This is a genomic window from Methanocella sp. MCL-LM (assembly GCF_049676595.1).
GTDB lineage: Archaea > Halobacteriota > Methanocellia > Methanocellales > Methanocellaceae > Methanocella_A.
On sequence record NZ_CP187259.1, the window covers coordinates 2370418 to 2387408 of the forward strand.

At 56.2% G+C, this 16991-nt stretch carries 18 protein-coding genes and 1 pseudogene; 6 read left to right on the forward strand and 13 right to left on the reverse strand.

The window, feature by feature from the left end; translation table 11 throughout:
• The first annotated feature begins 191 nt into the window (after positions 1-191).
• Together ACPLPM_RS12235 and ACPLPM_RS12240 are read left to right on the forward strand one after the other, a co-directional pair.
• The gene (locus ACPLPM_RS12235) at positions 192-2525 is read left to right on the forward strand and encodes a S8 family serine peptidase (RefSeq protein ID WP_424357054.1); all 2334 of its coding nucleotides are present in this window, start codon (positions 192-194) and stop codon (positions 2523-2525) included.
• A 196-nt stretch (positions 2526-2721) separates the two neighbouring features.
• Positions 2722-2895, forward strand: coding sequence for a CsbD family protein (locus ACPLPM_RS12240; protein WP_424357055.1), 174 nt, complete (start codon positions 2722-2724; stop codon positions 2893-2895).
• Positions 2896-2902: 7 nt separating this feature from the next.
• On the opposite strand, the gene ACPLPM_RS12245 is transcribed toward ACPLPM_RS12240, so the two are convergent.
• The 11 genes and pseudogenes from ACPLPM_RS12245 to ACPLPM_RS12295 form a co-directional block, all read right to left on the reverse strand.
• Positions 2903-3766, reverse strand: coding sequence for an SDR family oxidoreductase (locus ACPLPM_RS12245; RefSeq protein ID WP_424357056.1), 864 nt, complete (start codon positions 3764-3766; stop codon positions 2903-2905).
• A 74-nt stretch (positions 3767-3840) separates the two neighbouring features.
• Positions 3841-4638, reverse strand: coding sequence for a sugar phosphate isomerase/epimerase family protein (locus ACPLPM_RS12250; protein ID WP_424357057.1), 798 nt, complete (start codon positions 4636-4638; stop codon positions 3841-3843).
• Between the two features lie 117 nt (positions 4639-4755).
• Positions 4756-5484 carry an RAD55 family ATPase gene (locus ACPLPM_RS12255; protein WP_424357058.1) on the reverse strand — a complete coding sequence of 243 codons (729 nt, stop codon included), beginning with the start codon at positions 5482-5484 and terminating at the stop codon, positions 4756-4758.
• A 200-nt stretch (positions 5485-5684) separates the two neighbouring features.
• Complete coding sequence (gene rpl12p / locus ACPLPM_RS12260) at positions 5685-5993, reverse strand: 50S ribosomal protein P1 (protein ID WP_424357059.1); 309 nt, start codon at positions 5991-5993, stop codon at positions 5685-5687.
• Positions 5994-6015: 22 nt separating this feature from the next.
• On the reverse strand, positions 6016-6930 hold the full coding sequence (locus ACPLPM_RS12265; protein ID WP_424357060.1) for a 50S ribosomal protein L10: 915 nt from the start codon (positions 6928-6930) through the stop codon (positions 6016-6018).
• A gap of 2 nt (positions 6931-6932) precedes the next feature.
• Positions 6933-7574, reverse strand: coding sequence for a 50S ribosomal protein L1 (locus tag ACPLPM_RS12270; protein ID WP_424357061.1), 642 nt, complete (start codon positions 7572-7574; stop codon positions 6933-6935).
• A gap of 102 nt (positions 7575-7676) precedes the next feature.
• Positions 7677-8153, reverse strand: a complete 477-nt coding sequence (locus ACPLPM_RS12275; protein WP_424357062.1) for a 50S ribosomal protein L11 — start codon at positions 8151-8153, stop codon at positions 7677-7679.
• Positions 8154-8365: 212 nt separating this feature from the next.
• Positions 8366-8860: a transcription elongation factor Spt5 gene (locus ACPLPM_RS12280; protein ID WP_424357063.1), complete on the reverse strand. Its 495-nt coding sequence runs from the start codon at positions 8858-8860 to the stop codon at positions 8366-8368.
• Positions 8861-8871: 11 nt separating this feature from the next.
• Complete coding sequence (locus ACPLPM_RS12285; RefSeq protein ID WP_424357064.1) at positions 8872-9084, reverse strand: protein translocase SEC61 complex subunit gamma; 213 nt, start codon at positions 9082-9084, stop codon at positions 8872-8874.
• A gap of 86 nt (positions 9085-9170) precedes the next feature.
• Positions 9171-10307, reverse strand: coding sequence for a cell division protein FtsZ (ftsZ, locus tag ACPLPM_RS12290; protein WP_424359983.1), 1137 nt, complete (start codon positions 10305-10307; stop codon positions 9171-9173).
• Positions 10308-10979: 672 nt separating this feature from the next.
• Positions 10980-11873 (reverse strand): annotated as a pseudogene (locus tag ACPLPM_RS12295) (D-aminoacyl-tRNA deacylase); the annotation flags it as partial.
• Here ACPLPM_RS12295 and ACPLPM_RS12300 point away from each other — a divergent pair.
• Complete coding sequence (locus ACPLPM_RS12300; RefSeq protein WP_424357065.1) at positions 11872-12537, forward strand: hypothetical protein; 666 nt, start codon at positions 11872-11874, stop codon at positions 12535-12537. The pseudogene ACPLPM_RS12295 and the gene ACPLPM_RS12300 sit on opposite strands and share 2 nt — an antisense overlap.
• 519 nt (positions 12538-13056) lie before the next feature.
• Here the strand turns inward: ACPLPM_RS12300 and ACPLPM_RS12305 are convergent.
• A complete protein-coding gene (locus tag ACPLPM_RS12305; protein WP_424357066.1) occupies positions 13057-13596 on the reverse strand; it encodes a hypothetical protein in 540 nt (179 codons plus the stop codon).
• A gap of 132 nt (positions 13597-13728) precedes the next feature.
• On the reverse strand, positions 13729-13983 hold the full coding sequence (locus tag ACPLPM_RS12310) for a hypothetical protein (protein ID WP_424357067.1): 255 nt from the start codon (positions 13981-13983) through the stop codon (positions 13729-13731).
• Positions 13984-14198: 215 nt separating this feature from the next.
• Here ACPLPM_RS12310 and ACPLPM_RS12315 point away from each other — a divergent pair, with 215 nt between their 5' ends.
• The 3 genes from ACPLPM_RS12315 to ACPLPM_RS12325 all read left to right on the forward strand — a co-directional run bounded on the left by ACPLPM_RS12315 (position 14199) and on the right by ACPLPM_RS12325 (position 16880).
• Positions 14199-14684, forward strand: a complete 486-nt coding sequence (locus tag ACPLPM_RS12315) for a hypothetical protein (protein ID WP_424357068.1) — start codon at positions 14199-14201, stop codon at positions 14682-14684.
• Positions 14685-14839: 155 nt separating this feature from the next.
• Positions 14840-16438: a transglutaminase domain-containing protein gene (locus ACPLPM_RS12320; protein WP_424357069.1), complete on the forward strand. Its 1599-nt coding sequence runs from the start codon at positions 14840-14842 to the stop codon at positions 16436-16438.
• Positions 16425-16880, forward strand: a complete 456-nt coding sequence (locus tag ACPLPM_RS12325; RefSeq protein ID WP_424357070.1) for a DUF2240 family protein — start codon at positions 16425-16427, stop codon at positions 16878-16880. The genes ACPLPM_RS12320 and ACPLPM_RS12325 overlap by 14 nt, the downstream gene beginning before the upstream one ends.
• The last annotated feature ends 111 nt before the right edge of the window (positions 16881-16991 follow it).

The window sequence follows — 16991 nt, forward strand, 5'->3', positions numbered from 1 at the left end:
CATTGTATAAATTCTGTAATACTCTTGTTGAAAAAGTGCAAATTTTTCAAAATTTAACTATAAAGTATTTATAGCAAAAATAATAATTGTTCGGTATCACGTTGCTAAAGGTGTACAGGCAACGCCTTGAACAATCTGGAGGGAAAAACATTAAGCTAAAAACCGTGCTGGGCATTGCAGCGATTCTCATAATGCTTGTGTCACTCACTGCAGTGGCAATCGCCGCAGTCCCACCCCTGAAGAGCTCACAACCTACCGGGCCCGATGGCTACTCTACTTATATCGTAGCCTTCGAGGACAAGCCGGGAACGGCCTCTGTCGCCGATGAAAAGTTTACGAGCCTCATCAACTCCTACAATGGCAGGATCATTCACAGGTACAGTATCATCAACGGCATGGCTGTAACCATCCCTGACAGTAAGGTAGACGAGCTCAAAGCGATGGAGAACGTCAAGTATGTCGAGAAGGATCAGCAGGTTCACGTCCTCCTGGACAAGGCAGTACCGCAGATCGGCGCTGACCAGGCCTGGAACTCCGGGTACACCGGCAAAGGCGTCAAAGTAGCCGTCATCGACACGGGCATCGACGGCAGTCACCCCGACCTGAACGGCAACAAGATCGTCGGCTGGGTAGACTACACCCAGGGCAAGACGACGCCTTACGATGATCACGGCCACGGCACCCACGTAGCCGGCACCATTGCAGGCACGGGGGCCGCAGACAGCGGCAAGTACAAGGGCGTAGCTCCCGAAGCCAGCGTCATGGGCATCAAAGTGCTCGGCAAGGACGGCTCCGGCAGCAACTCCAACATCCTCAAGGGTATCGACTGGGCAGTCCAGAACAACGCCGACATCATCTCCATGTCCCTCGGCAGCTCCAGCCACTCCCAGGCCAGCGATGACGCCATCAAGAGAGCAGTAGACGCAGGCGTCACAGTCATTGTGGCAGCGGGCAACAGCGGCCCCAACGCCAAGACAGTAGCGTGCCCCGGCGACAGCCCGTACGCAATCACGGTCGGCGCAACGGACCGCAACGACCAGATCGCTTCGTTCAGCTCCAGAGGCCCGACCTACGACGGCAGGACCAAGCCGGACGTCACCAACATGGGCGTCGGCCTCGTCGCAGCCAAAGCCACGGGAGTCGCCTCCTCCAAGCCTGTCGGACAGTACTACCAGGCTATGAGCGGCACCTCGATGGCCACTCCGATGACCTCGGGCGTAGCGGCACTGCTCTTGCAGGCCAAGCCGGACCTCACACCGGCCCAGATGAAAGACGCGCTGACCAAGACGGCAAAGCCCCTGGGCAGCGGCGTACCTAACAATAACTACGGCTATGGCCGGGTAGACGCAACGGCGGCGCTGAAATACGTACTCAGCGGCCAGTTGCCGACCCCCAGCCCAACCCCAACCCCGACACCGGGACCGAGCCCCACCCCGACACCGACACCTGGGCCGAACCCGACACCCACCCCGACACCGACGCCCGCACCGGGCAACTATGCGGTCGGACTGGTATCGATGTTCGCCTACTACAACGGCCAGATGGGTAGCATGGAAAGGTTCCAGGTCACCCCGGGCACCACGGTGAGCCAGGGCATGATGATCGTCAACACTGGCAGCGCCAGCGACGCTTACAGCGTGTCGGTCAACGGCATTCCCAGAGACTGGGTCCGCATATCGGGCTACGCTGGTGGCGTAATCAACCCAAGCGCAGCGGGCTCAATGCAGGTACTGGTGACCCCGGGCACAGAGGCGACGGCTGGCAGCCACCAGTTCACCGTGACGGTAAGGTCCGGCTCGGACAGCACCGTCAGCAGTTCCAGGACGTATACCCTCAACGTGGCCGGAGGCAGGACAACCCCGACACCCACAGCGGTGCCAACCCCGAACCCTACCTCCACTCCTGTGCCCACTCCGGTGCCTGAACCCGGCACCGCATTCACGGGCACGGTCAACAACGGCGGCGACTACTACACCTACATAACGCCGGCCCAGGCAGGCCAGATCACCGCAAAGGTAACCTGGCAGGGCACCTCCAACGACCTGGACATGTACCTCTACGACCCGGCAGGCAAGCTTGTCGCCCAGTCCCAGCAGCGGTACACCACCTCGGAGGCCATACAGTACAACGCCCCCCAGGATGGCTACTACCTCCTCAGGGTACACGCCCAGCGGGCTTACCAGCCTGTGACGATCAAGGGCGAGGCAACTCCGGCAATTGTGCCAGCCTACAAGAAGACCGGCTCGATCACGAACGGGCAGGCAGCTTCCTACAGCCTTACGACCGGCGGCCAGGACGTTAACGCCAGGCTATCGTGGAACTGGGGCTTCAACAAGCTGACCCTGGCCCTGTACGACGCCAGCGGCAACAAGGTAGCAAGCGCGGGCGCAGGCCAGAACACTATGGCGCCCTCCACCCAGATCGACTACCAGAACCCGAACCCGGGCACCTACACCCTCAAAGTCGAGGGCACCCAGGTCGGCGGGACGGCCAACTACGTGCTGATCACCCCGTATCAGCTGTAAGTTCCCGGCCTCCCATTTTTTCTTTTTTACTTTTCATTCACAGTGCATAAGCGCTCTCCGGCATCCGGCAATAGCGGGGCCGTCCATATAGCCGATTTCCCGGCATACGTGATCTTGTGCCAGATAGAACCTTATTTTCACCATAATTTGGTCAACCGTTATAAACATCACATTCATGTTCAGTCATGGTGATAACATGGGTGGAATCGAGAAACAGGTAAAGGGCACTGCCAAGGAAGCGGTGGGCAAGACTAAGGAAGAAGCTGGAGAAGCCATGGGCAGGCCGGGCATGGAAGCTAAGGGCAGAGCCGAGAAAATGGAAGGGAGAGCTACAAAAAAGATGGGCGAGGTCGAGAAAAAGCTCGACTAAATACACCTTATTTTTTATCCGCTGCAGCCTTCATCGCAGAGAGCCCTTCTTCGACGCCCCGCACCTTCATCAGCGCGTTCAGCTTAGCCGAACTGAGCGAAGTATCCCGGGGGACCAGCACGGTCAGTTTTAGGTCTGCCATGCTGACAGGCACGATCAGATCCTGGCTGAACCCGAAAGCCTCTGCGATCTTTTTCCCGAACTCGTAGTGGCTCAGCCTTTCGGGCCCTCCCACATGGTAGAAGCCAGTCATAGCATTCAGGGTAAGCTCCTTGATCGCTCTCACCGCATCGTCGATGTGGATCGGGGAGAAATACATGTCTGTGGCCAGCTCCACTTTTTCGCCGTACTTCAGGTTTTCCGCTACCTGACTCGCGAAGTTATCCGGGTAATCGCCGTAGATTTCGCCCATCCTGACGATCAGGAAGTCCTTAGTCCGGTCGACCGTCGTTTCGCCCATCAGCTTCGTCTCCGCGTAGACGTTCAGAGGATTTGCGTGGTCCTCCTCGGTGTACATGCCTCCGGGCTTGCGGCCGTCGAAGACCATGGCGCTGGACCTGAAGACCACCCTCGAGCCGAGGTTCTGCGCCGCTTCGGAGAAGTACCGCTGCGCCCGGGTGTTATAGTACATGGCGTCCATGCGGTTCTGCTCGCAGTACTCCACGTTATCGATCTCTTCGGTGAGAACAATGATCTTCGGCTTCTCCACATCGACGATACGGGCGATATCCTGCTCTTTCTGGAAGTCGTAGGTCATGAAGCCTCTCGGGACTTCGGGATTGCTCTCATCACATGCGCCTTTGGCAGGCTGATCTTCCATCGCCTTCACCAGGCCAGCGCCCAGCGGCCCGCAGCCGGTAATCAGAATCATAAGTATAACTGCTCCCGTATAGTGTATTGAAAGGTATAATAGTAAACCTACCTCAAATAGTTGTCAGGTGAGCGCTAAGATCTGCTGTAGAAGCCCATGCTGGCTAAACGGTCCAGGGCCAGCCGGAAGCCTTTGCCGTCATCCCGGAAGCCGTCGTCGATCTCGGGCACTGCGACTAGATCGAAAGCTTTCGTCGCAGAGGTTAGCCACCCCCAGTCGATCTCACCTTCGCCGATCTGCAGGCCTTCGCCGGCTTCACCGAGGGCGTCGGAAACGTGGAGGTGTCTGGCATACGGCAGAAGTGCCTCGAGATACTGATGAAAGTTTACGCCATAGACAGTACAGTAAAGCTTCGCGTGACAGACATCCAGGCATAAGCCAGTGCCTGTCCGGTCTAGCACTGCCATAATTTCTTCTGCTCTGGCCAGCAGGCACGGGTGCCAGAGCTCGCCCCGGGTACGGTAGTAGCCCGGCATGTTCTCCAGTAATAATTCGACTCGGTCTCCCGCGTAAGCCTTTAGCCCGGCCATTGTTCTAATCAGGCTCTCCGGTGAAACAGCTCTGTTCTCCCGGAACACGCCGCCAGGGTGACAGATTAGCGTTTCCGCTTTTAGCCGGACCGAGAGATCGATCGTCCTCTCGAGCACTTCCACAGCCCGGGCCCGTTGGACCTCATCCTCGGCGCCTGCATCGAGGATGGTCCCATCGGCATGCTTTTCCGGCGCATGGACGATGACAGGGCCTGTAAAGTCGATACGATCTACCCATTCGCCGCCCAGGTCACCGTGAAACAGCGCAAACTCGAGCGCGTCGGGGCGCAGGTACAATAGCCTATCGACATCCGTGTGGTGAACTTTCAGGCCGAACTTCATCGATAGGTAATTGGAGTGCAGGTACTTAACAGCTGTTGAGGATGGAAAAAGTAAAACGCTGCGCCTGCTACCGTGCGCAGCGTCACTTATGGTTTTGGGACTGACTTTGGATGATCTCTACGGTATCGCAACCTTTTCGCCGGAACACATTTTTATGCCTTCGCTGCCCGGCATGTACTGCTGGCTGCACATCAGCTGCCGGTTGCCCCGGAGCTTCTCGATGGATATACTGAAGTGCCGCTCGTCGGCCTCCTCGTGGGAACGCAGGTCGATCACGCAGTCTGCGAGGTACTTTTCCACGTCCAGCAGCTTTTGATCCGAGGCTTCTGCGGTCAATAGTACTGTACAGCCCATCCGGGTGAGCCAGGCGCTCATCAGCAGGATGTCTTTCCGCATGGCTACCTCGCTATCGTACAGCATGGAAAGAGTGGTGATAGGGTCGATGATCAGGTGTTGTATGCCCTTGCTGTTCACCATGTCCCGGATCTCCTCCATCAGCGAGCTGACGTCGTTGAAGTAGATGCCGGTGACGATGCCCATGGATGACTCGACGAACTCCACGAAGCCCGAGTGGTTTCGGTCTTTCTTGCCGGGCATGCCACTGTAGCCTGTGCGGACGAGAGATTCGTCGAAGAAGGACAGGTTACCCGCGAACTGGCGGATTTTAAAGACAGGCTCGCTGGTGCTCACATAGAGAACTTTATCGCCCCGCTGGGCCTGGTAAAAGGCGTACTGGAGTGCCAGCAGAGTCTTTCCCGAGCCATAGCTGCCCGATATGAGGATGGTCGAGCCCTTGACGAAGCCTCCGCTGAGGAGATTGTCCAGACCGCCTATGCCTGTTTTCACCTGTTCAAGAGTAATGTGGATCCCTCGATGAACGAACTATCGCGATATAACCGCTCTTTGTACGGGCATTTAAAAGCCTGCGATAGAATAATACGGACTTCGGGCTCTTGAGCCGCGGAAAGATGAGAAACAAGCGATGTTACAATAGTATAAAACGCTTATTTTAAAAAAAATTAAAGAAAAAGGGAAGTTTGGCTGTTTTAGCCAAACAGAGCGCCGAGGCCTTCCATGCCGGATGCCTCTTCCTCTTCCTTCTTCTTCTCGTCTTCTACGGGGGCTGCGGCTGCTGCGCCTGCTGCCGGGGCTGCTGCGGCTGCTGCCGGAGCTGCTGCGAATGCTGCCTTGGAGATAGCCTCGTCGATGTTGACGCCTTCCAGGGCTGCAACCAGGGCCTTGACACGGGCCTCGTTTACCTCGACTCCCGCTGCCTTCAGAACGGAAGCGACTCCTGCCTCATCCACGGCCTTACCAGCCTTGTGTAGTAAAAGTGCTGCGTATACGTATTCCATTGTTGACACCTCTTTGTTAAAGTTATTTCACTCTTGCACTGAGTTCTTCATCAAGTGCGTTTTCTTTGCCGGCTACCATCTTGGCGACTGCCAGCATCTCCATCTCAGCCTTGGACATGATTAAGTCCATGACGTCCTTCTCGAATATGGGGGCATTCACTGCGAGTGCCTTGGACTCCCTGACCGCCTTCTGGATGAGCGGCTCGATGGTGTCCTTGGTGGTGATACCTGCCTCGATGCTCAGGTTGAACGCGTGTGCCGAGGCCTGTGCGAACATGCCACGGAGTACTTCCTCGTCCATACCAAGGTCTTCGGGCATGTAGAGCATGTGACCTTCGACTGCCGCCTTGAGATTCAGGCCCACATCCATGGGGGTAATCTCTAACCGGGTGAGCGCCTCTGCCAGCTTGGCGGAGATCTTCTCGCCCTTCTTGACGACGGTCTTCGTGTCCTTGATGACTACTTTGCCACCCTCGATGCCTGCCGGGATGCCGACCTGCTGGAATTCTCCAACAAGTGGGCCGGGCTTGAACGAGGTCGGTCCCTTGGGAACCACTATGTCGCCGGGGGCAATGTCGCCGCCCTTGGCTGCACGCTTGGACTTGGTAGCGTTCAGGGTCTTGTAGAGCTTGAACGGATTGTCGTTAGTGTAGACAATCACCATCTGGCCATCAACATACTTGGCCAGTTCCTTTGCCTTCTCGCCCTCGGGGAGCGAGTCGAAAGCGATGGTCGAGAGAGTGTTGCGCACCATGCGCATCTCGACTTTGCCCTGCAGGTTCCGCCGCATCTTCTGCAGCGAGTCGGCGGGTACGCCGCGTACGTCGACGATGCCGACTACCTTGTGGGAGTGCACGCCATCCACGATCTTCTTGATCTCGTCCTTTTTCCACTGGGGAATGTGAACGCTGTGGTGTACCTCTGCTTCGGCGTGCATGTTTACATCACCTTCACAGCGGGACCCATCGTCGTCTTGACGTAGATCGCGTGGATGTTCTGCTTGCCCTTTTCGAGCTTCGTCTCGAGCCTCTTGATGATAGTGTCGATGTTCTCGGCGATCTCTTCGGGGGTCATCGTCTCAGTGCCGATGGTGGCATGGAACGTGAGCCTGTCCTTGGATCTGACCTTAATCGACTTTTTCTGCCTGGTGATCAGCGCGGTGACATCGGCCTGCGGCGGCAGCGGAGCGGGCATTTTGCCCCTCGGGCCGAGCACAGTACCGAGCCTCTTACCGATCGTAGGCATGTAGGCTGTTTCAGCAATGAAGAAGTTGACCTCTCCGGCTAATTTCTTAGCCCGGGGCTTGTCAGCACCCAGCTTGTCAATCTCTTCCGGTGGGAAGACATAGTCTGCGCCGGCCTTCTCGGCGTTGACGGCGACCTCACCCTTGGCGAACACGGCGACCTTGATGGTCTTACCGAGCCCGCTCGGGAGGATGATATCCTCGTCAACCCTGTTCTTGGGCTGGCTCATGTCTATGTTTTTGAGATTGATAGCAAGATCAACGCTTTCGGAAAAGTTCCTTTTTGGCCGACCTGCAAGTGCTTTCTTGACAGCTTCGACCGTTTCTTTTCTTGCCATTAAATTCCTCCGTAGTCCACGACCTTACGGTCTACTACGACAGTTAAAATGTCGTAACGACACAGCAGGTGTCACAGACACCCATATGTGTCGCCATTATTGTTACTGCGACAGTTTATCGTCGTATTTTCCCGCATTTACTTCTGCGATAAATTCCTTCGGTTTCTTGCCCTCTAACGTGACACCCATGCTGACACAGGTACCTGCAACTTCCTTGACGGCGTTCTTCAGGGTGTAGCTGAGCATCGCATCTCTCTTCATCTGGGCAACTTTGATCGCTTGTTCGATGGTCAGGTCGCCAACAAAGTTAGTGTTGGGGGTACCCGAGCCCTTCTCAAGCTTCAATTCCGAAAGAACTAATGCAGATGTCGGTGGCGTTCCAACTTCTACCGTAAAGTTACGGCTTGCGTCGACGATGATCTTGACTGGAACGGTCATCCCGTTATAGTCTTTGGTCTTATTGTTGATCTCATCGACCACTTTCTTGATGTTGATTCCGAGCGGACCAAGCGACGGACCCAACGGGGGTCCTGGATTCGCCCTTCCTCCGGGAACCAGTACTTCAACTACATCTGCCATGGTTATTCACCTGGAATTGTGATATGCATAATACAGATATATTATTTAAACGTTACTGTGTTTGCCTCCCAGAAAAAGCCGACACTCCCACGGGATAGTGCGGACAGAGGGAATGATAATTTTATATTTAACACCGCCCTGGCGGCGATAGCTAGCGCACGCAGCGGGCAAGTTTACCCTAAAAAAGATACTGAAAGGGCACACCAGTGCCCTTATCTCTTCACGCCGGTCTCTTCCTTGCTCAGCACCCGGACGATGTCGCCCCGGACTGTAACAGGGATAGGTACCATTGCTTCGGACAGCTCGACCGTAATCTCTTCCTTGGCCTCGTCGATCCTCTTGACCCGGGCCTTCTCGCCCTTGAACGGGCCGGCGGTGAGCTCGACTATGTCGCCCTCGGATATGCCGGTGACAGTCGGCTTGGGCGCCAGGAAGTGCTGAACCTCGGTGATCGAGGATGCGCCGCGGACTACGGCCTTGGCGTGAGGGATGTTCTTGATGCAGTCCTCGACGATCTCCGCCATGGGAGACTCTACCAGTACGTAGCCTTTCAGTTCTTCGGGCACGAGCACCGAGCGTATGTCCAGGTTCTCCTTACGGGTAACCATGGCGATCAGGTTCGCCACCGACCGCTCCTGGTTGGCGGTCGTCTTCACGGCGAAGATCGCCGACTTGGGAATTACCTGCTGGGTTGCTTCGTCTGCCATCTGTATCCCCGTTAGCCAAATATCTTCGGCACCTGTACCATGAGCAGGTAGATTGCGAAACCGATGACTCCGATCAGCAGAATGCCCGCGCCTGCCACCTTGGCGATGGTCAAGAATTCCTCGTTGCTCGGCTTGCGCGTCAGCTGAATGATCCTGTAATACTGCTTTAAACCGCCGGTGATGTTTTCCAGCGATATCTGGTTTTGGGTTGCCTTCTCTGCCACAATAATCTCCGTCCTTCAAATGAATTTTAAAGAAAAGACGAATTAGATAATAATGTCCTAACGGATAAAGTTTTCGGGCATAGAATTCAGGATATGAAGTCTATGCCGAACTTTTGCGTCCGAACGTTCTTGCCGGCCTGGGCCATGGGGTCCACCTTGCCCAGGATCTGGTCGGACTTCACGCCGGTGATGATGACCATGGTCCGGATAGCGTCCTCTAAGTCGGGGTCGACGTGAGCGCCCCAGATGATCCTCGCCTCGGGGTCGATCTTGTTAGAGACCTGCTCTACGATGCTCTCTGCCTCGCTGATGCTCATGTCTTCGCCGCCGGTCACGTTGACGATGGCCGCCGTCGCAGTGGAGATGTTGACGTCCAGCAGCGGGCTTTCCAGCGCCGCGTTGATCGAGTCGATGGCCCGGCTCTCGCCCCTGGCTTCTCCTAAGCCGATCATGGCCACGCCGCCGTTGGACATGACGGTGCGGATATCGGCGAAGTCGAGGTTCACCAGGCCCGGCTTGGTGACCAGCTCGGTGATGCCCTTGACCGCGTGGGTCAGCACAGCATCAGCCACTCTGAAGGCCTTCTGGACCGGCAGGTCCGGCACGACTTCCAGCAGCTTGTCATTCGGGACCACGATGACCGTGTCCGCAGCTTCCCTGAGCTTCGCCAGGCCCCAGTCCGCGTTCCGCTTTCTGATGGCGCCCTCGGCCTTGAAAGGCGTGGTGACGACCGCTATGGTCAGCGCTCCGGCTTCTTTGGCCGCCTGGGCCACGACCGGCGCAGAGCCGGTACCGGTGCCGCCGCCGAGGCCGCAGGTGATGAATACCATATCCGACTTGATCAGCGCCGCCTTGATCTCGTTCAGGCTTTCCTTGGCCGCCCCCTCGCCGACTTCCGGCAGGCTGCCTGCCCCGAAGCCCCTGGTGAGCTTTTTGCCTATGAGGAACTTTTTGTCTGCCTGGGTGTGCAGGAGGTGCTGAGCATCCGTGTTAGCCGCAAAGAGCCGGGCTCCCGAGATGCCTTCCCGGGCCATGCGGGCGATGGAGTTAGAACCGCCTCCGCCGCAGCCTACGACCACGACGTTGGTCTTCATGTCCTTCATCATCTGCATGATCTCTTCGTCGGAGATGCCGATATCGGTCGGCGCGGCTATCTGGCCTTCGCCGTCGATGATCTGTGCCTGATGCTCTTCGCTGTCGATGATCTCTCCCTTGCCATCGATCTGTTTTGCCGATTTAGAAGTTGTATTAAAGATATTGGGTTCCAATGCCCCATCCCCACTACCAGTATTGTAGGAATAGTTATTTAATTTTATTCGTGTGACGCTTTCGGAAACAACTTGATCGGGGGTAATCACGGAGCCCTTTAGCCGCACACTCTCGCCCCGGGCAAGCCTGCCGAAATCTGGTCCGGGCTCGACGCCAAGCGATTTCGCCTTTTCCGGGTCGAACTTTCGCTCGGCGATGTACAGCATCTCCTCGATACAGTCGTATTTGACAGTATAGCGCGTCTTCAGGATGGCTATGCAGCTGTCGGTAATCGTCTTTACGGCCAGATCCAGCGCTTTCTTATCCAGCCCCACCAGGAGAGGCGCCGGGCAGCCGCCATCGGTAAAGTAGATGGCAGGCTGGGAGTGGAAAACCTTTTTGACGCTTTCTCCGTCGACTTTACACGCCAGCGAGAGCAGGTCTTGGTTCAGCTCTGCGATAATCCCGAAGGGACAAGAGGCACACTTATGCGGGCCGCATACGGGCATGATCGACCGGAAGCTCTCCGGCACCTGCGGTTTCGAGAGCCCCTTTGCCGTTGCCAGGTCCCACAGGCGCTGGCACTTCAGGACCGGGTTCAGGGCTACGTCCCGGATATGGGACTCAGTGTGTGCTTCGAAGCCGTGCGCTGCCATCAGCTCGTCTATCTTTTTCCGGCTCTCCGCCGGGAGGGACTTACGATCGACGTAGGCAAGCCTGGTGCCCGACCGCTCGAAAGCCTGGGCAAAGGTCTTACCGGTCAGTAAGGAAACGTTATGATCAGCTACAATGTGGCCAAAAGCGATGTTAGCCTCCAGTGCCAGGGCAGTCTCCCGGGGGGCATAGTGATTGCCCCCGATGCCGACGTAGACCGGCGCGTCCGGGTCTTCTGCCAGGCCCATGATCGCCCTGGCGACGACCTCCCCCGCTTTTTCGTCCTTCCACTCTGCCTCGGTGCTTCCAATTTCAGCGTAGACCGACGGAGTCAGGAGATCCGACGGCCCGTGGTGAGTGGCCTCGTAGGAAACGTTATAGCCGGTGACTGAAGCCTTGAGGCTCTTGAGTATTGAAAGAGCTGCGCGCGGCGCCGCGGTGGCGAGCTCCTGCGGCCGGCCGCCGAACTTCGCCTCGCCGAAGTTGCCGGTATTGTGGACTGTCAGAGTCTTCCGCCCGTCCTTGCTCCGGTGCTTGGAGGCGAAGACGATGGTCTCCGGCTTGTGCCCTGCCGCTTCCAGCGCCCGGTCCACCCCGTCCTGAAAGACGTGGTAGTCGTCGATTTCGACCAGCTCGAAACTGCCCTGCCGGCAGATCCTGAACCGGCTGTCGGCGTGTACCTTTTCCCAGAACCCGAGCTTGAGCAGGCTGTCCCGGATTGTGACGCTGGCAAAATCCGCAGTGGACACGATGATCGTATAGCGCGCCATTGGAACATCCATTCTCGCCGCTCCTAATAAAACTTTATATGCGGCGCTGGATAAGTCACCGCCTCCTGCCGTGGCAATATTTATTATCAGGCAAGAGAAAATATCGGTTATTACCATGGCTGTAGAAAATCCAGATCACGCGATCAGGATGATCATGTACCTGACCACGCAGTCCGACTATGTGACCATCCACGACATTCACAAAGACCCGTTGTCAGGGTTTGAAAGCCACGAGGAGATCAAGCCCGCGCTTAAGCTGATCTGCGACGTGCTGGAAGTGAAGATGGAGAACGACGAGCAGTCCTTGTACCGGCTGCCCCGGACTTTCGACGGCTACAGGGACGTCTTTTCGATGGTTGCGAACTCCGAGCACGTATACAGCTTCCTGTCATCCAACTACTCCCAGTCGATTCTGACCCCGGAGTTCATCAGGGAAGCGCTGGTCCGGGTCACCCAGACACCTTACTTCAGCAGCCTCGCCTCGAAGTACCCCGAGAAGGCGAAGCCAGGGGATACGCTGCTCCAGATGCTGGCCCAGAACCCCGGCTATCCGGCCATCGCAGCGATGTTCGGGGTCTCCCCCGCCGTGGCTACCAAGCTGCTATTCCCGGAGACCATGTCCAAGTACGAGCTGACCCACCCCAAGATATGCCTCGACCTCACCTTCGCCGCAGACATGGTCAAGCGCGCCCCGCCCGGCACCGTGCTCTCCGTAAAATACGAGATCGTCGCCCAGGGCATGATCAACATGCAAACCAGCGGCGGCACGGGAATACCCTAATATTTTTTTCAACCGCAAAGACACTTAAGTTAACTTAACTATGGCAGCACGGCTCCTTAATCTGACAACTGGAAATCAAAGGATTGAACCACGGCGACACAACGACACGGAGACAATGGCGTACTACTACCACCAGATGGTAAATTGAACCACGGCGACACGGCGGCACAGAGACAACTGCAACGCCGTAACAGAGTACTACTTTTTAGTCCACGGCGACACGGAGACAACCCCTTAACCAAAAACCGTTTACTGGCCAGGTGTTTCAGTATATCCTTATGATCAGATGACCGGTAAACTACTTTGTATAGTGTTTTTTTGTTTCTCTATTATGGTAACAATAGTAGGATTGTCTCCATGCCGTCCACCCGCCGTGCCGCCGTGGATCAATAAAAAAGAGAGCCTTGCTATTCGGATACGATTGTCTCAGTGCCGCCGTGCCGCCGTGGTTAGACCCTCTGCTCTCCAGTTGTCAAGATAAGGAGCAGTGCCGCCGTGGTTCGAAAAGTAAACCGGCATTCAGGGCTCTTTTTTCCACTCGGCGGCTAGCCTGCGGAGGTTTTTGGCGCCATCCAGCAGGGCCTGTGCATCGCCCTTTTTGCCGGCGAGCATGGCGTCGCAGGCGGCTTCCAGGTCTTTGGCGCCCTGGCGGAACTGCTTGCACTCGGTGAGCCTGGTGCGGGCATTCTGGATGTGGGTGGTTTCCTGGTCTTCGACCATGGCGAGGACTTCCCGGAACTTGCGGGAGGCTTCGTCGGTGCTGCGGGTCGCGGAGATGAATTCCTCGGCCGCCTCGACGTAGGCGCCGTGATCGTAGATGTCGAAGCCGCTCTTGATGGAGTCGACGGCGTTTTCCAGGTGCTCGATGCCGTCTTCGTAGATCGGCTTCATGAAAGACTCCATAAACTTGCCGTCGTCGAAAGGTATCGGGGTCGCATTGACCTGTCTGGCCTCGATGTGCCGGTTTTTGGGGTTCAGCAGCCAGAGGACGATGGCCAGTGCTATCAGAATGAGCAGTATTAGTAAAACCATGGCTCCAAGTCCGGATATATCTACCATGTATAAACCCGCCAGAAAAAGAGCGGCGATCATATAAAAGGATTAGTACCTGACATGGTCACGTCGTGAATGTTTCAGCCGGGGATCGTAAACTGGATGCATCCTTAAGAGGCGAAACCGCCTGCCCTTAAGTTACTTGACGAGCACGCAGAACGCTTCCTTGACCCGGTTGCCGGGGTCGCTGATCACCTGATCGACGACTACGCCGGGCGCATTCGTATTCACGATGATTTTTGTTTCGTAGCTGTAGTATTCGCTCTGGTCGACGTGCTCGGCTACGTACCCCATGGTTGAAAGGCTCTGGATAATGGTGTCGACGTAAAAGTTTTTAAGCTTCCCGAGGTCGGTGAACTCTGCTTCCGGCACCAGTTCTACAATCCGCATCATGGTGATCTCATGCACCCATGATTCAAATGTACAAATATTTCAGCCAGTTGATCGTGCGGAAAAATGCTACCCGGACTGCGGACATCACGCCAGACACTAGTATTCCGCCGCGCAACGAGCGGTTAAGGCCCTACGGCTACCGCCGGCCTGACAAAAAATATATCTGGCATCAATCCCAAGGCTTATATTAAACAGGGGAAGGAGAACATCTAATTATGGAACGGATTCACTATCATTTTCCGTCGCAGACAGACTTTGAGCGCAGCTATGGATACGGTGCGGACCTGAAGTTCCTGATCAAGGCGATAGCCGGCATTCATGGTAAAACGGGTTCCGCGGAGTTTGAGACCACGGGGCCGGGAGTCAGGACCCACCAGGACACAGTTAGGGCGAAGAGGGAAGTGTACGTGGATATTGCCGAAAAGCGCGTGGACTTTCTCCCGCTGACGCCGCAAAACCTGGCGACGGTATTACCGACAATCTCACACGACGGCATGGTCGATTTCCGGTTCACGGTCAAGTACTCGTACCTTGATAAGAACTTTAACAAGGGACTGCTCCAGAACGACGTGTTTCTCGTCCGCGCTACGGTCGACGGCAACCTGAACCTGCAAGTAGCGGTACGGGATGGGCAGGGCAGGACACTGCCCGAGGAGATCGCCAACACGATCGAAACCCAGCTCAGGCATTTCAAAGGCTGAAGAGGGGTATTTTGGCAAAACGAGAAAGCCGACAGCTACTGATAAGACTGTCATCATTTATTCTAATCGCTTGCATATTAATCTCGGCTTACGGACTATCGACGCTTCAAGCCGGTGCCCAGTCACTTACCGGAACGGTTATAGTAGGCGGATCTGTGAGCTCACGTTCTCACGTTACCCTGACTGACACGTTCAACGGCTATAACCTGGACTGTACGGCGATCAATGGCGGTAAAATCGTTTACTTTGCGCCGGTTTACCGGTCGGACAGCATCAACGGCTTCTCTCAGACGATCAGCAATTTCCGGATTACCCCGGGGCAGACGCCTACGTCGGTTTCGGACGAGCTGACAGATTCTTTCGGAAATCACTATAAAAAATATGAGTGGAGCCTGGACGGGTTTAAAGGCGATAAAACGATCACGATAACTACTGAATTTGATGTCACCAGCACCGGCAATCCCGCCCCGGAAACCTTCAGCGACCCGTTCCCGGTCAGCGCATCAGGAATGGGCCAGTACCTGCAAAGCACAGACCTGGCCCAGTCGTCGAACGGCGATATTAAAAACAAGGCGAGAGAGCTTACTTCGGGGGCTACGACAGAAGCGGAAGCAGTAGACAGGATCATCAACTTCGTCCGGATGAAGATACCAAATCAGGCATCACCCGAGTCTAAAGATGCTGTCTGGTCGTTGAATCACGACTATGGTACCTGCGTCAACCGGGCGAACCTCGCGCTGGCGCTGCTCAGGGCCGAAAACATCCCGGCCCGCTACGTGAACGGCGTGGTCAGCGACGAGCAGATCAAGGCGCCTTTCTCGTTCTCCGGGACCAGCGGCTACGCCACGTTCCGGTGGGGAAAGGAACTGCACGCCTGGATAGAAGTCTACTATCCCCAGAAAGGCTGGGTTGCCTACGATCCCTGGATGAATAAAGGCTTCATCGATCACCGGCACGTCAAAACAGGAACTGCGATAGACTCGGGCAGGCTGGACTCAGGCACCGGCGGAGCGATAGAGATGTTCAAGACGGAGAACGTAAACGAAGGCTCCACAGGTTCCATCAGTACGAGCATCACGTTCTCGGGCACCAGCGATTCAGGCGACTATACGATCAGAGGCTACAGCTCCAGCCCATCCTCGGCACTGATGATCGGCAGGGACATGGTCAATATCCCCACCCCGACACCGGTAGCGACCCCCACCCCGACAGCGACACCGGCGGTAAGCCCCACCATCACCCCAACCCCGAATGCCACAGCCACAGTAACGCCGGTTCCGGCGACGAATGTCACAGCGACGCCCACACCAACTGCAGGCCCGTCGCTAACCGCCACCCCGACGTCCGACCCGACCGACACAGGCTACAACCCGACCATCGATAGCGACACAGCCGGAAATTCACTGCCATATTACATTACCGGCATGGTCATCGACGATAAAACCGGGGTAAGCATAGACAACGCGGCCGTCACGATAGACGGCCAACAGGTGGATGTCGACACCGTCGGAGCATTCACGGCTAACGTCGCAGCAGGCGCCCACACTATCGGAGTCAGCGCCCCGGGATATGGCAACGGTAGCCTCGAAGTCACTGTCACTGACAAAGACGTGCCGGTCGTCCTGAAAATGCAAAAAGCTGGAACTGGTTCCGGCGGTAATACACTATTCGGGATGCAGGTGCCAGGGTTCGGGCTGCTCCTGGCCCTCGCGGGCATCCTGCTAGCGGGGCTCTGTAGATATGGACGAACTTAAGCTAGTCGTTGCACAGGCTTTCAAAGTAAGGGGAAAGGCCAGGCTCACCAGAGCCGAGCTTGCCTTTGCCCTTTCCCTCGACCTCAAGTGGTTCAGCCCCGAGGAGAGCAAGAGTGTTATCAACGCGGGATTAAAGGCAGGGCTGCTCACCGAGGAAGATGGCAGACTAACGCCCGCCTTCGACTACAAGGCGGTAGACGTTCCCCCCGGCTTCCGTCCCGGCAAAGAGATATTTACCAAGTCGCTGCTGGAGCGCCTCGAAGTCCTCCTCGTGAACTCGGGCATCGAAGCGACCTCGGTAAGAGGGCTCATAGATAAAAAGCAGGCAGAGCTCTGCCAGCTGGTCACCCCCGAAGTCGCGGGGCTCATCATCGCCAGAGAGAGGGACCTCGAGATAACTGATTTTATCGATGAGGCACTCGGGCAGTTAATGAAAGGATGAGAAGCACAGTCGAACGCTGCGCTGTACGTTTCAGATTACTCTGAGGACATGAGACAGCAACACGAACGCTGCGCTGTGCCAGATCACAGATTACGACAGATTTAACAGATT

What these genes read in the sequence shown, in the direction of transcription:
- ACPLPM_RS12325 (WP_424357070.1), top strand. Translation starts at nt 16,425, where the DNA reads ATGGACGAACTTAAGCTAGTCGTTGCACAGGCTTTCAAAGTAAGGGGA.
- ACPLPM_RS12310 (WP_424357067.1), bottom strand. Translation starts at nt 13,983, where the DNA reads ATGATGCGGATTGTAGAACTGGTGCCGGAAGCAGAGTTCACCGACCTC.
- ACPLPM_RS12315 (WP_424357068.1), top strand. Translation starts at nt 14,199, where the DNA reads ATGGAACGGATTCACTATCATTTTCCGTCGCAGACAGACTTTGAGCGC.
- ACPLPM_RS12240 (WP_424357055.1), top strand. Translation starts at nt 2,722, where the DNA reads ATGGGTGGAATCGAGAAACAGGTAAAGGGCACTGCCAAGGAAGCGGTG.
- ACPLPM_RS12245 (WP_424357056.1), bottom strand. Translation starts at nt 3,766, where the DNA reads ATGATTCTGATTACCGGCTGCGGGCCGCTGGGCGCTGGCCTGGTGAAG.
- ACPLPM_RS12250 (WP_424357057.1), bottom strand. Translation starts at nt 4,638, where the DNA reads ATGAAGTTCGGCCTGAAAGTTCACCACACGGATGTCGATAGGCTATTG.
- ACPLPM_RS12275 (WP_424357062.1), bottom strand. Translation starts at nt 8,153, where the DNA reads ATGGCAGATGTAGTTGAAGTACTGGTTCCCGGAGGAAGGGCGAATCCA.
- ACPLPM_RS12305 (WP_424357066.1), bottom strand. Translation starts at nt 13,596, where the DNA reads ATGGTAGATATATCCGGACTTGGAGCCATGGTTTTACTAATACTGCTC.
- ACPLPM_RS12235 (WP_424357054.1), top strand. Translation starts at nt 192, where the DNA reads ATGCTTGTGTCACTCACTGCAGTGGCAATCGCCGCAGTCCCACCCCTG.
- ACPLPM_RS12300 (WP_424357065.1), top strand. Translation starts at nt 11,872, where the DNA reads ATGGCTGTAGAAAATCCAGATCACGCGATCAGGATGATCATGTACCTG.
- ACPLPM_RS12270 (WP_424357061.1), bottom strand. Translation starts at nt 7,574, where the DNA reads ATGGCAAGAAAAGAAACGGTCGAAGCTGTCAAGAAAGCACTTGCAGGT.
- ACPLPM_RS12265 (WP_424357060.1), bottom strand. Translation starts at nt 6,930, where the DNA reads ATGCACGCCGAAGCAGAGGTACACCACAGCGTTCACATTCCCCAGTGG.
- ACPLPM_RS12280 (WP_424357063.1), bottom strand. Translation starts at nt 8,860, where the DNA reads ATGGCAGACGAAGCAACCCAGCAGGTAATTCCCAAGTCGGCGATCTTC.
- rpl12p (WP_424357059.1), bottom strand. Translation starts at nt 5,993, where the DNA reads ATGGAATACGTATACGCAGCACTTTTACTACACAAGGCTGGTAAGGCC.